Here is a 12,813-nt window from a genome sequence, read left to right as displayed (position 1 = left end):
AGCACACATCGTGCTGAAACCCGGGCAGCGTCAGTTCACGTGTGGCCGCACCGCCGCCGCGGTCACCCTCGCTCGCGCAGGACTGCGTGTGCGGGTGTACGAACGCGACGACCGGCCGGGCGGCGGTGCGGCCACACGTGAACTGACGCTGCCCGGGTTTCAGCACGATGTGTGCTCGGCCGTGCATCCGATGGCGTTCGAGTCGCGCTTCTTCCGCGAGTTCGGTCTGCGGCAGCGCGTGGAGTTCGTCACCCCGGAGGTGTCCTTCGCGCATCCGCTCGACGAACGCCATGCCGGCGTCGCGTACCGCGATCTCGGGCGCACGGCCGAGGCGCTCGGGCCGGACGCGATCGCCTACGCCCAATTGCTGCGTCCGCTGGTCGAACGGTCGACGAGGGTCGCGGAGTTCACTGGTTCGTCGCTGGTGCGGGTACCCACCGACATCCCTACCGCGCTGTCGTTCGGCCTGCGCGCGCTCGAACAGGGCAGTCCTGCGTGGAACCTGCGCTTCCGGGGGGACGTCGCCCCGGCGATGCTCACGGGCGTCGCCGCCCATACGATCCTGCGGCAGCCGAGTGTCGCCGCCGCGGGTGCCGGGCTGGCGCTCACCGCGTATGCGCATGCCCGCGGCTGGCCCATCCCCATCGGGGGCAGCCAGGCGATCATCGACGCGATGGTCGACGATCTGCGGGCTCACGGCGGCGAGCTCGTCCTCGATCATGAAGTGACCGCGCTCGAGGCACTGCCTGCCGCCACGGCGACGCTGCTCGATGTCACGCCCAAGGCGCTGATCCGGCTGGCGGGCGACGCGATGCCTGCCGGTTACCGCCGCGCGCTCCAGCGGTTCCGGTACGGCGACGGGGTGGCGAAGGTCGATTTCGCACTCAGCGACCCGGTGCCGTGGACCCATGCCGAGCTCCGCCGCGCCGGCACCGTGCACGTCGGCGGAACGCGCGCGGAGGTGGCGGATGCCGAGAACCAGGTCAACCGCGGGCGCCTGCCCGACCGCCCCTACGTGCTGGTGTCGCAGCCCTCGCTGTTCGACTCCACTCGGGCACCCGCCGGCATGCATACCCTGTGGACGTACACGCACGTGCCGGCGGGCAGCGACGTCGATCGCCGTGAGGCGGTCACCGCGCAGATCGAGCGGTTCGCTCCGGGCTTCCGCGACACGATCCTCGCCACGAGCTCGCGCACGGCACGTGAGGTCGAGCGTCACAACCCCAACTATCCGGGCGGCGACATCGCGGCCGGGGCTCCCGACTTCCTGCAGCTGGTCGGTCGTCCCGTCCTGAGCCCCGATCCGTGGCGCACGGGGATTCCCGGCGTGTACCTCGCTTCCGCATCCGCAGCCCCAGGACCCGGGGTCACCGGCCTGCCGGGATGGTTCGCCGCACTCAGCGCTCTGCGTCATCAGTTCGGCACCCGAACCCTTCCCGACCTGTCGCCGCGCACCGCCGGCACGCCCTGACACGGCGGAGGACTCGCGCCGCGGCGATGTCAAGGGGGAGGACCGCCGTAACCGAGGCCGCCTACGGTCGCTCCATGGACCCTCAACACGAGAATCCGGATGCCGCGTCCTCAGGCTCCGACGAGTCGCGCCGCCGCCCGCTGTCGGAGCAGGAGTCGTTGCGCAAGGACATGAGCTACAGCCCGGCGAGCGAGAGCGAGACGCAGGCGAAGCAGGCCGATCCGTTGCCCGACACCGTGGATCCGGACATCGACCCCGGCCAGGTGCGCGCCGTGCCCGGCACCGGTGCCCGGATGATGCCGGAGACGTCGACGTCGATCCCGGCGACCTCCACATGCCCGGCCGGCCGTCATCCGTAGCGCCATGAGCCGTACAGCCGGACCCGTCGTGGTCATCACGGGTGCGTCGAGCGGGATCGGCCGCGAGACCGCGCGGCTGTATGCCAAGAAGGGTGCTCGCCTGGTGCTCGCATCGCGCAGCGAGGCCGCCCTCGCTGCCGTCGCCGAGGAGTGCCGAGCGCTCGGCGTTGACGCGCTCGTCGTTCCCGCGGACGTCAGCCACGAGGGTGAGGTGCGTGCCCTCGCCGCCGCGGCCCACAACGAGTACGGCCGGATCGATGTCTGGGTCGGCAACGCCGGCGTCTTCGCCTACGGGGCCTTCGAGCGCCTGCCGTCGAAGGTGTTCCGTCAGGTCGTCGAGACGAACCTCATGGGGCAGGTGCACGGGGCTCGCGCGGTGCTTCCGTACTTCCGGCGTCAGGGCTCCGGCACGCTCGTCATGGTCGGGTCGCTCTACTCGCGCGTCGGGTCGCCGGCCATCTCGCCCTACGTCACGAGCAAATGGGGGCTGCTCGGATTCGCCGAATCACTGCGGCAAGAACTCCGTGGCACCGGCATCCGTGTTCGCGTGATTCTGCCCGGGACGATCGACACACCCATCGACCAGCACGCCGCGAACGTCACCACGCGGCATGTGCACCCGCTGCCCCCGGCGTCGTCTCCCAGGCGTGTGGCCCGGGCGATCGTGCGAGCGCCGCATCGTCGGCGCCATGCGGCATTCGTCGGTCGAGCGCAGACGCTCGTACTCCCGGTCCATCGCTTCGCGGCGCCGGTGTACGACGGGATCGCGGGGTTGTTGATGGACAGCGTCGAGCTGCGGGGCGAAGGCGCCGACGTGACCACGGGAACGGTGTTCGATGCGCCGTCGTCTGCGAGTCCCGTCACCGGTGGCTGGCGATCGCGCCGGATTCCTCTGGCGATCTCAGCGATCTCCGCGGGGTTGCTGACGATGGCATTGGCGCGGCGGCGTCGTCCATCCGCCGCTTAGCGGACGGGACTCGCGGGCCGCCCGGCGGTGCGGCGTCAGTCCACGACCCCGGACGATTCAGTGGAAGCCGTCGAGCTGCGTCCGCTCGTCGGCGACGCGCACGCCGTAGTGGTACGCGAGCTTGCCGCCGAGCCACCCCGACACGCCGAGCGCCGCGAGACCCACGATGCTGAGGATGAACCCGATGATGCTGACCTCGTCGTGGTCATCGGCCGACAGTCGCACGAGGAGGTTGATGACGAAGAGCACCGTGACGCTGAGATTGAGCACCATATGGATCGTCGCCGTCCGCCGGGCGGCGGTGCCCCGGGCGAGCTGCGAGAAATCGAGGAAGCCCCAGATCGCGGCCAGCACGGCGCCGATGAGGCCGATGACGATGAGGATCCACGCGCCCTGCACATACGGCGCCGGGTCGTCGGAGACCAGGCCGATGATGTCGAACACGAGGCTCGCCACCCACGCGCCGATCGGGATCGTGACCAGTATGGGGTGGAAGGGGTGTCCATATGGTCCGGCGAGAGCCGAACGGGGCTGCTTGGCGCGCTGTTGGGGGCTGTTCTGCGACATGTCGTCTCACTCCTTCGGTGTGTGTCGCACCAGCCGACCATCCCGCGCGAGGTCCGGCACGGGCCTTGACATGCGACAGCGGATGCCGCAACCGGCCCGCGCCGAAACGGACGCGGCGCCCGTGTCGCCGGTGCCCTGGACCCGGCGGCGGACCCGCGTCGGCCGCCGGGAATGGCGGGGGCGCGGCATCCGTTGTATCCTGATGTGCTCGGGTGCTTCGGCGCCCGAGTGTTGGCAACTCCACAGTGTGACAGCGGCCCTTCGCGAGAAGGAACCACCTCGATTCGAGGACACGGGGATGATCGGTTTCGACATCGCCTGCGAATCTGCGTGAAGCGGGCCGAGGATGCAGGGTTATCTCGTAAACGCTCCTTGCAAACCAATAACTGCCGAAAAGAAGCAGTCCGCGTTCGCCCTCGCTGCCTGAGCAGCGAGCCCGACGCCGTCAATCCGTGACTGATCCCGTCACGGGTATTGGCGTCATCTAGGGATCTTGCTGCGTGACGTCGCCTGAGCGTCACGCGGGACTCTTATCAGGATGGGCTCGTCGACTTAGGTGTCTGTGACAAAGGTCGGAGCCGAGTAGAACGCTTTCACAGACTGCGCCCGGAGAAACCGCAGTTACTCAGCGATGGACGGGGGTTCGATTCCCCCCATCTCCACCACCCGCTGTCACCGAACAAGGCCCTGAGAGCCGCGTAATCACGCGGTTGTTGGGGCCTTCGTTCGTTGTTGGTGCGATCCCTCGCAACCCAATCGCCCACAAATCGCCCACAAACGTTTGGTGCATATAGGTCGAAATGCGTGTCCGAAAGCCGCTAGACGTCGATTTCGGGCCGGCGCGCGCGTGCTAGCGCGAGTCGGCCGTTGAGCGAGCGAAGCGAAAAGAAACGCGATCAGCTCGCCCAGAGGCGCCCGACATCCGCGTTCAACCCGCCTTGATTCATCCGCTCGGCGACGTCGGCGAGGTCGTCGTCGAACAGATCGGCGTACGTGTCGAGGGTCATCGCAGCCGACTTGTGCCCGAGCATCCGCTGCACGGCCTTGACGTTCGCGCCCGACGAGATCGCGAGGCTCGCGGCTGTGTGACGCAGGTCGTGCGGCGTCAGCCGCTCGATGTCGGCGAGATCGAGCGCAGTCGTGAACCATGAACTCACGCCGTATTGGGTCTTGGCCCGGCGCAGGTGCCTGCCCTCGAGGTCGGTGAAGACGAGGTCGTCGGGGCGCTTACCGCGGCACAGCTGCTTGAGCGGTCCTTCGAGGAAGGCAGGGAAGGGGACGAGCCGGCGTTCCCAGTTCTTTGGGGTGCCGAGCACGATCTTGCCCTCGACTTCGACAGCGGCGCGCTGAACCTGGATGCGATGTCTCGGAAAGATGATGTCGCTGACGTGCATGCCGATCGCCTCGCTCCAGCGGAGTCCGCAGTAAGCGAGCACGAGGATAAGGGTCTTGTGAGTGTCGTTGTTTGTCGACTCGGCCAGCCGGACAACTTCGGCGTGCGTGAGGTAGCGACGCGGTTTCTGCGACTGCTTCGGCGGGAGATTCTGGGCTCCGCGGGCGACATTGCGGGGGATGCGTCCGTCGCGCACGGCGGTGTCGAGGATGCCCGCGAGAACGCCCAAGGCTCGGTAGACGACACTGGCAGAACGCGGGTTCGCGCCGGCCTTCTCACTCTTGGTGCGCTTCGTCGTGGCCGTTCCCTCGGAAAGCTCGCGGATCCACTGCTCGACGTGCGAGGCCCGGATGTCGCCGATGCGGACGTCGCCCCAGCGCGGGAAGACGTAGACCCTCCACGACGTCTTCAGCGAACTGAACGATGAAGGTTTGAGCGCGTGCTCCTTGTTTCGGAGCCACTCGACGCCGAGCGCGCCCACTGTGATGCGCGCCTCGCCGGGATCTGTGTAAGAGCCGTTTGATCTCGAGACTTCGCTGTGCGCGAGGTACAGCTCCGCGTCCCTCTTGGTGCGGAAGCCCTTCTTCTCGACCTGCTTCTGCTGGTCGTTGCGCCAGCGGACACGGTAGCGCCGTCCCGCCTCGATCTCGTACGCCGTGATGCTTCCCATGGCTCACCTCGGAGCCAGGGTAGCGCCGGGTGCCGGCCCGGCGCGGGCCGGTGCCGACAACCTGGGCGCGTCTTGTGGCTACATGCAGGCGTGTGCAGTCGTTCACGAACGGTAGAACAAAAGTCGAGCGCCGGGCGAGGAGCGTGAGACCCGCAAAGTTCCCGCAGGTTTCGCGTCGGTGTGGATGCTGGCCGGAGTGCTGGAACGGGGAGTCTGAGTCTCTTTGCGGGTTCAAGTCGGAGACGTTTTGCCCGACCGCCAGGCGACTGAGGCAATCTCGGACGACGCCATCTGATCAAGACGAACGATGTGTCGGCGGGGGATCGACTCCTAGCGCCCGATAGATTTCGATTCGGACATCCGAGTAGTCGCGCTCGGGACTGATTTCGCCCGGAGGTTACGAAGGATGGTCGGACCTGAGATTCTGTCGACGGCGGGTAAGGCTGCAAGCCCGCTGCTCTCACGTCTGGCGGCGAAGCTAGCGCACTCGCTTCTATTCCGGTACCAGGTTCAGCGGGCGGTACGAAAGAAGACGGGGATCGCCCTCCCGGGCCGGGCTTTTCGGCACTGGTTGCGACGGGTCGCCGAGGTCGAGCTCAAACAACCGATCGAGGAGACCGGTGTTCGCCTCGCCCGGGATCTGGACACCACACTTAGCGTCTATTTCGAGTGGGCGGTTCAACGCGATCGCCTGTCGAAGTCGGTCGCAATCGTCGAATCGGTTTACGACTCAGTGCTGGCGCTTTCACCAGACCCTGAGGCGAGGATCCTGCAGGCGTCGTGGAGCAGTTCTCGCCACTCGGCGCTGGTCGCACGGCTGATGGTAGATCACCGTTCACTCGCTGGCCTTTCGAGGCAGGATGCGGCCGCTCTTCTGCGCCGGTATTCGGTTGCGAGAAGGGCGGTTCGGCTGTCGGCATTCAACACAGATGTCGATGCTCTCGACGAATCGCTGAGTGGAATTTCCGGTCGGCTGCCGCAAGTGCCGTCGGGCGAGGTGCGTGTCCTTGTGGCGCCGTTTGGTGCCGGCAAGTCTGAGGTCGCCGAAGCCTGGCACCTAGCTCAAATTGATGTGTTCGACGGGCAGCCTGATAGCCCGCAGCCCGTGTGGGTTGACGCGGCAGAACTCACTGGTCGCTCGCTGGAGGAGGTGCTTGCGGCCATCGCGGACCGGGATCTAATCCGGACGTCAGGAGTCGCAGTCGTCATCGATGGGCTCGACGAGGTCGATGGCGAGAGAGCCGTTCGTCTAGTCGATCAAGCCAAGGTCGTCGCCACAGCTAGTCCCCGTTGCTCGTTTCTTCTCACCTGTCGGCCCGGTGTCATCGCGGCCGATTCGATCGTCGTCGACTGGCCAGGCTTGACCACTGAGGAGGCCATTCGCCTTATTACCGCCGTCGCCGGAACTGAACCCTCGACCTGGTCATGGGACCCCATCTTGTTGGACACGATCTCGCGCCCTTTCTTCGCCCTCGCCGTCGGTGTCTCCATGAAGGCGGGACGGCTGCCCACCGGACAAGCAGAGTTGATCCGGCTCCTCGTGGAGCGGGCTCTGGCGGACGCGCCGACCAGCGCGCTGGCGGTGACCGATGCTTCTCGGTACTTGGCACTGAGGCAGCTAGGTGAAAATCTCACAGATAGCGGCGGGCAAGCCGACGGACTCGACTTCCGGACCCGTGCCTTAGCGCGCGAGACCACACTCGTTCGTGCCCGCCCCTCGGGCGTAGTTGAGTTCTCTCTCCCGATTTTCCAGCAGTGGTTTGCCGCGCAATCCCTTTTGGAGCAACCCCTTCGCGTGAGGCAGTTGAGTGGAGACCCGCTCCTGTTCGACCGATGGCGTTGGGCGATCGCGGTAGCTTGCCTCGCTGCCGACGATGAACAGGTCGACAGCATCCTGGCCGCCTGCTTCGCGGGGAATCCGGGCGCAGCCGCGTGGGTGATTGCCCGGATCGCAGAGGGGCATGATTGGCGTTCCGAGACTGCCATCGACGAATCGCAAGCTGGGGTTCGCGTGCTGCGGGCGACGCGGGCTTGTATCGACGCCATCGGGGAACTCGCCCCGCTCTACTTTCCGGTTCGCTCGTCTACTCAGCCGATCGTCCTGGGGGTCCGCGCTAGAGGGTCCATTTTGACGCTTGGTTGGTGGCTCAAGGCCGCTGCCGATGATGAGGTGGTGGACCTGCCGTCGAGCGTGCACCCGCTGCAGACTGGGGTCGATCGGACTGAATGGCTTCCTGATCGATCGGGACCGATCCCAGAGGGTGGGGAATGGCCATGGCGGATCGTCCAAGAGCGGTTTGCTGGTCAAACGATCAAGATCCTCGAGACGCACCCGAAGCTTGGACCGCGCTTCGGGATCTGGCATGTGGAGTCGATGTATGCGGCTGCGCGACAGCTCGGAAGCAAGCCGACGATGATGTTCAATCCGATTCCGGTGACGGAAATCCGCGCGGCCGCTGGTCGGTTCCTCTCCGTCGTCGACAATCCACGCTCTGCTGCGTATCAAACTGGGCGAAGCGTGATCCCGGGCCAACTCATCGTGGATCTGATGGACTGGCTTTCGGAGCTCGACTTGGAGGAATTGCGCCGCCCTTTACCCGCGCCCGACGTAGATCCTGCGCAATCGACGGGGTGGGTATGGGGTCTGTACTCGGATGCTCAGATGCAAGCGTTCTACGCCGAGGCGTATGGGCAGGCCTGCGTCGCCTATGACGAAGCAGTCTCGTCGGTCTTCGCTAGCTTCTCGTGGTCGATGGGTGCCAGCGCCGACGGCGAGTTCGGCGTCGTAGGTGATCTGTCATACAAGTCGGGAACGTCGTTTGGTGCTCGCGCTCCGGGAATCACCACAGCTCGAGTTCCCATCTCGCAGCTTTCCGAAATTGCAGCGCGATTCGGCGATGACGCCAAGATCGCCGCGAATGGACGGGCGCTGATAACGCGGTCCGCTGACGACCGGAAGAGGAGTTGGATTCATGCGCTGGTCCGAGACCGACAGTCACCATTTGTCCACGCCGGTCCCTTTTCACGGCCCGGCGGAGTGACTGACTCGATCGCGAACCGTACGAACCATCCTCGACCCGCGAGCGAGCTTGCAGCCAACTGGCTGTGCGACGACATGAAGGCGCTCGGACTGGCTCAGGGCACGTTTCCGCAACTCGATAGATGAAAGCTCGGAGGGTCGCCGCTACTGCCGCCAGGCGGCGGTCCATCTCGTACCCTGGTCGGCATCGTCGGAACGGGGGAAGTACGGCCACCGATCCGACGATGCACGCAGGCATCACGCGATGGGGCTATCGGATCGAGCGCCTAAATCAGCATCAGGCTACACGTTGCTACAACGGGCAAAAAGACCTGGATAACAGCTAGATCCGGCCGTACTGTGGCGCCATGAGAGGTGGGCTGGAGCGCTGGAAGAGGGGAGCTGACTCCCGCGGCGTGCGACACGCGATCGCGTACGCGCTCGAGGGTACGTGCGACGCACACCTCAACCGCGCCAGCGGCGTGGATGCACTCGACGGATATAGCGCCGCGTCCGATTCGAGTGTTTCTCGATTCATCGTCTCGGACGGCGTCATCACCACTGACGAACTCACCGCCGGCGGACTACGCGTGTGGCTCACCGGCCACGATCCGGTCACGGGGGAGGAGCGAGGTCGCGCACGGCTGAGCCCCGATGCCGACCTCGTGCTCGACGCGACCCTCAACCACCCGAAGTCGTTCAGCATCGCCGCGCTGATCCACTCGGATCTGGCCACGGAGCTCGAAGCGCTCCAGGATCGCCTACGGAACCGCACCCTCCTCACCTGGCAGCGGGAGCTCAACGTCCGCCGCGGGCACGACGGCCTCGTTCGCGAGGACATCACACGCCTCGAGGTCGTCGAACTGTCGCACCGACGCTCGCGCGCACTCGACCCGCACATCCACCGGCATCTCTGGCTCAACGTGAAGGTGCTCGGCGCGGATGGGAGGTGGTCGAATCTCGACTCGCGCGTCGCGATGAAACTCCACACCGTCATCAACGCTGAGGGTGAGCTCGCCGCCCGCACTGACCCGGAGTGGCTCGCGGCGCTGGCCCGTCACGGGTACACCGTCAACGAGGCCGGCGAGATCGCCGAACTGTCCGCCGCGGTGCGCCCGCTGTCTCGCCGGTCCGCGCAGATCGAAGCCAACCGGGCACCCCTCATCGCCGAATGGTCGGCGGCGCACGGCGGTGCCATTCCGAGCGCCGAGGTGATGAAGCAGATCGACCGGCGGGCGTGGGCGGTGTCACGCCCGAACAAGCCGGGGAACCTTGATGAGGAGTCCTGGGAGGGGATGGTCCGCGACGAGATCGCCGCGATCGATCCCGAACTTGTTCATGAACGCCCCGCGGTCGCGAACAGGTCGACCCCGCTCGACGAGATCGACGTCGACTTGCTCGCGGCCATGGCGGTCGTCGACGCCGACACGCGCTCCACCACTTCGGGCGGGCGCTTCAGCGCATTCGACCTGCGTGCCGGCGCGATCCGGGCTCTCTCCCGCTCAGGCGTTGTGAGTCAGCGCGACGGACTGGATGAGCTGATCGCCACACTCGCGGGGCGAGCACTTCGCGACTGCATGCGGTTGAGCGGCGACGCTGATGCACCCGCTCACGTGAAGAATCTCATGGCGACGGAGACGATGCGGTCAAAGGTCGTCTTGTCGCAGCGGCTCGACCGCCTTGCTACCCCTGGACGCGCGTTGATCGCGAACGAACTGCATCGAGGTGCCGTCACGATCGACGGATTCGACGAGCTGGATGCCTCGCAGCTGGCCGCGGCATCCGCCATCGCTGGCACGCACGGGCTCGTGGCCGTCACCGGTCCCGCAGGTGCAGGGAAAACCACGATGTTGCGGATAGGGTTCGGCGCCCTGCTAGATCAACGCCGTCGCATGATCGTGGTCGCACCCACCCGAAAGGCCGCGTCCGTCGCTGCTCGCGAGGTCGGTGCCCCGGCGACCAGCATCCACTCACTGCTCGCCGATCACGGCTACCGATGGGGAACGGACGCCGCGGGAGCGCACTCGTGGGGACGACTCTCTGTCGGCGAGGTCGACACCGAAACCGGGGTGATCTACACGGGCCCGAGCGCGTACCCGTTGCGACCGCGTGACCGGATCGTGGTCGATGAAGCCGGGATGCTCGATCTTCAGACAGCGAACGCCCTTGCCGAACTCGCCCACGAACACGGCGTCGGCGTCGCAATGGTCGGCGACCCGCACCAGGCGCTTCCCGTCGGACACATCGGTGCGATGGCCGCTGCTGTTCGCCTCGCAGGCGCTGCCGTTGAACTCGACACGGTGCACCGATTCCGTGACCCGGGGTATGGGGCGCTCACTCTTCGCCTGCGAGACCCGGGCGACGCCCAGCACGCCTCCGCAGTGGCCGACGAGCTGGCGAAGAATGGGCACATTGCACGGGTCGACCACCTCGATGCCGCGCGTGAACACATGATCGACGCCTACTTCGCTTGGCACGCACGGGGCAAGCGCATCGCCCTCGTGACGGCGACGAACGGCGAGGCGAACGCCATCAACGATGCGATCCAGCAGCATCGGGTCGACCGTGGCGAGCTTGATGCCACGGTCATGGTCGTGGGGATGGGGGAGCAGCGCATCCTGATCGGCGACACCGTGCAGACCCGCCGCAACGACCCACGCACCGGAGTCGAGAATCGTGCGCTGTGGGTGGTGAGCAGCATCCGCGAGCACACCATCATGCTCGTCTCCGCCAACGACAGCGGCGAGCTGCGCCAGGTCACCAAGGACTACGTGCTCGAGCATCTGCAGCTCGCGTATGCGTCGACGGTTCACGGCATTCAAGGAGAGACAGTGGATGCTTCCTTCGTCGGCCCTGACGTGGACGCTGCCGGGCTCTACGTCGGCCTCACCCGAGGCCGGCTACACAACGAGGTGGTCGCGGTTGCCTCGACAGACCGCGCGGCGCAGGCGAAAGTCGCCGCCAGCATGCTCCGCGGCGGCACCGAGCTCACCATGCAGGACGCCGTCCGAGCGGCAGACGCGGAACTGCGGCGTGCGGCGCGGTCGCGGCACGAGGCCGCGATGGCTGGGCCGTTCGTCGCCCCGGGCTCGGGAATCGGCTTGTCGCGATAGTCCCCGCGCACCATGGTGCAGCAACGCGGCACTTCGCCCCGACCGCAGATAGCGTAGCGGTCATCAACGGCTCCGTGCCCATGCGTTCGCTCTTTGCAGACTCCGCTCTCCGCTGCGCTCCACGCTGCGCTTAGCAACCGCTCACTTTTGGGCACTGCGCCGCCACTGACCGCTAGTGGGCTGGTTGCCGGAGCTAAGGACAGCTCTGATCTAGCTGATTTGGAGCCTCGCAAGCGCGCAGCAGATCCCTCAGCGGGCCGATTGTGTTTCGCGGTCACTAATGTGCCCGGGTAGGGGGTGCAGGGAGCGGACATCATCCGCGATCTGCGCGGTCGGTGAGGATCCACCCACGCTCGGCGCGGCGCCGATTCTGGTCGGTTGGACCTTGTCACCTGGTGGGCGGCTCGGCGTGGGCGCGCGCTTCGCGTGATGCAGCGACCAGTACGGCGTCGAGCTCTGGTCCGGTGCAGTCGTGCCCGGCCCCGGCGATCTCCACCAGGCTGGCGTGAGGAAGAAGTTCGCACAACTCCAGTGAGGCGTTGCGAGGGCTGCGGGCGTCGTCGGTGCCACGCACGATGACGGTCGGCGTTCGGATTGCCGGCAGACCCGGACGGAGATCTTGCGCCATCACGGGGAGCATGGCCGCCGTCGTGGCCGGTCGCCAGTCGTCGAGGAGACGGCGGGTGTGGGCGCGGCGCTCCGGGTCGGCATTGGGCGCGAAGACGGAATCGAGGAACCCGTCCGCCCAGTCTTCGGCCGGGTGCTCCATCGTGAACCGCACCGCCGCGATGCGCTCTGCCAGCGCGTCGGGGGCGAGGGATCCGCCCCAGCCCGCGTAGGCGCCGACGAGGACCAGCCGACCCGCCGAGTGGGGATGGTCCCGGGCGAGGAGTAGCGCGATGATCGATCCGAGCGAGAAGCCCGCGACTGCGGGGCTCCGTAGTCCCAGGGCCGTGATGAACCCGGATGCTGCGTCGGCCCAGTCCGCGTCGACCCACCCGTTGGGTACATCATCGGATGCACCGCACCCGGGCGCATCCCACGCGATCACGTCGATGTGCGGGCTGAGTCGCTCGAGTTCCTGATCCCAGACCCGAGAGTCTTCGAACGCTCCGTGAAAGAGAACCAGTGGCGCCCCGCTCCCGCGCCGCCGGTAGGCGATGCACACCCCGCCGACCACCACCTCGGGCATATTTCGAGGGTACGCCTTCGCCCCCACCCGGAAACGGTCCCGCACGCGCGCCGGAGGTAGTC

Annotated in this window: 8 protein-coding genes and 1 other RNA gene; 6 read left to right on the top strand and 3 right to left on the bottom strand. The window is 66.7% G+C overall.

The annotated features are described in order from the left end of the window. The first annotated feature begins 7 nt into the window (after positions 1–7). The 3 genes from ACI3KY_RS02275 to ACI3KY_RS02265 all read left to right on the top strand — a co-directional run bounded on the left by ACI3KY_RS02275 (position 8) and on the right by ACI3KY_RS02265 (position 2,797). Positions 8–1,471 (top strand): phytoene desaturase family protein, encoded by a 1,464-nt coding sequence (locus ACI3KY_RS02275; RefSeq protein WP_404928588.1) that lies wholly within the window; start codon positions 8–10, stop codon positions 1,469–1,471. A 74-nt stretch (positions 1,472–1,545) separates the two neighbouring features. Further along, complete coding sequence (locus ACI3KY_RS02270) at positions 1,546–1,830, top strand: hypothetical protein (protein WP_404928583.1); 285 nt, start codon at positions 1,546–1,548, stop codon at positions 1,828–1,830. Positions 1,831–1,834: 4 nt separating this feature from the next. Continuing rightward, the gene (locus tag ACI3KY_RS02265) at positions 1,835–2,797 is read left to right on the top strand and encodes an SDR family NAD(P)-dependent oxidoreductase (protein ID WP_404928582.1); all 963 of its coding nucleotides are present in this window, start codon (positions 1,835–1,837) and stop codon (positions 2,795–2,797) included. 57 nt (positions 2,798–2,854) lie between these two features. On the opposite strand, the gene ACI3KY_RS02260 is transcribed toward ACI3KY_RS02265, so the two are convergent. After that, positions 2,855–3,364 (bottom strand): DUF2231 domain-containing protein, encoded by a 510-nt coding sequence (locus tag ACI3KY_RS02260; RefSeq protein ID WP_404928581.1) that lies wholly within the window; start codon positions 3,362–3,364, stop codon positions 2,855–2,857. 294 nt (positions 3,365–3,658) lie between these two features. On the opposite strand from ACI3KY_RS02260, the gene ssrA reads away from it, so the two are divergent. Beyond that, positions 3,659–4,029: a transfer-messenger RNA gene (ssrA, locus tag ACI3KY_RS02255) on the top strand. A gap of 231 nt (positions 4,030–4,260) precedes the next feature. On the opposite strand, the gene ACI3KY_RS02250 is transcribed toward ssrA, so the two are convergent. Next, positions 4,261–5,427: a tyrosine-type recombinase/integrase gene (locus tag ACI3KY_RS02250; protein ID WP_301114994.1), complete on the bottom strand. Its 1,167-nt coding sequence runs from the start codon at positions 5,425–5,427 to the stop codon at positions 4,261–4,263. Positions 5,428–5,833: 406 nt separating this feature from the next. Between ACI3KY_RS02250 and ACI3KY_RS02245 the strand changes: the two genes are divergently transcribed. Together ACI3KY_RS02245 and ACI3KY_RS02240 are read left to right on the top strand one after the other, a co-directional pair. Beyond that, entirely contained in the window at positions 5,834–8,593 is a 2,760-nt protein-coding gene (locus ACI3KY_RS02245; protein WP_404928580.1) for a hypothetical protein, read from the top strand. A 221-nt stretch (positions 8,594–8,814) separates the two neighbouring features. Then, complete coding sequence (locus ACI3KY_RS02240) at positions 8,815–11,559, top strand: AAA family ATPase (RefSeq protein WP_404928579.1); 2,745 nt, start codon at positions 8,815–8,817, stop codon at positions 11,557–11,559. 388 nt (positions 11,560–11,947) lie between these two features. On the opposite strand, the gene ACI3KY_RS02235 is transcribed toward ACI3KY_RS02240, so the two are convergent. Further along, entirely contained in the window at positions 11,948–12,751 is an 804-nt protein-coding gene (locus ACI3KY_RS02235) for an alpha/beta fold hydrolase (protein ID WP_404928578.1), read from the bottom strand. Between the last annotated feature and the right edge of the window lie 62 nt (positions 12,752–12,813).

It is taken from the genome of Microbacterium sp. ZW T2_14, assembly GCF_044987405.1.
Lineage (GTDB): Bacteria > Actinomycetota > Actinomycetes > Actinomycetales > Microbacteriaceae > Microbacterium.
Note: the sequence above shows the minus strand (reverse complement) of the source record. Positions and strands in the feature narration are given on the sequence as shown.

Excerpts from the sequence above, each read along its gene's own strand:
- ACI3KY_RS02245 (WP_404928580.1), top strand. The coding sequence starts at position 5,834 with ATGGTCGGACCTGAGATTCTGTCGACGGCGGGTAAGGCTGCAAGCCCG.
- ACI3KY_RS02270 (WP_404928583.1), top strand. The coding sequence starts at position 1,546 with ATGGACCCTCAACACGAGAATCCGGATGCCGCGTCCTCAGGCTCCGAC.
- ACI3KY_RS02250 (WP_301114994.1), bottom strand. The coding sequence starts at position 5,427 with ATGGGAAGCATCACGGCGTACGAGATCGAGGCGGGACGGCGCTACCGT.
- ACI3KY_RS02240 (WP_404928579.1), top strand. The coding sequence starts at position 8,815 with ATGAGAGGTGGGCTGGAGCGCTGGAAGAGGGGAGCTGACTCCCGCGGC.
- ACI3KY_RS02235 (WP_404928578.1), bottom strand. The coding sequence starts at position 12,751 with ATGCCCGAGGTGGTGGTCGGCGGGGTGTGCATCGCCTACCGGCGGCGC.
- ACI3KY_RS02265 (WP_404928582.1), top strand. The coding sequence starts at position 1,835 with ATGAGCCGTACAGCCGGACCCGTCGTGGTCATCACGGGTGCGTCGAGC.
- ACI3KY_RS02260 (WP_404928581.1), bottom strand. The coding sequence starts at position 3,364 with ATGTCGCAGAACAGCCCCCAACAGCGCGCCAAGCAGCCCCGTTCGGCT.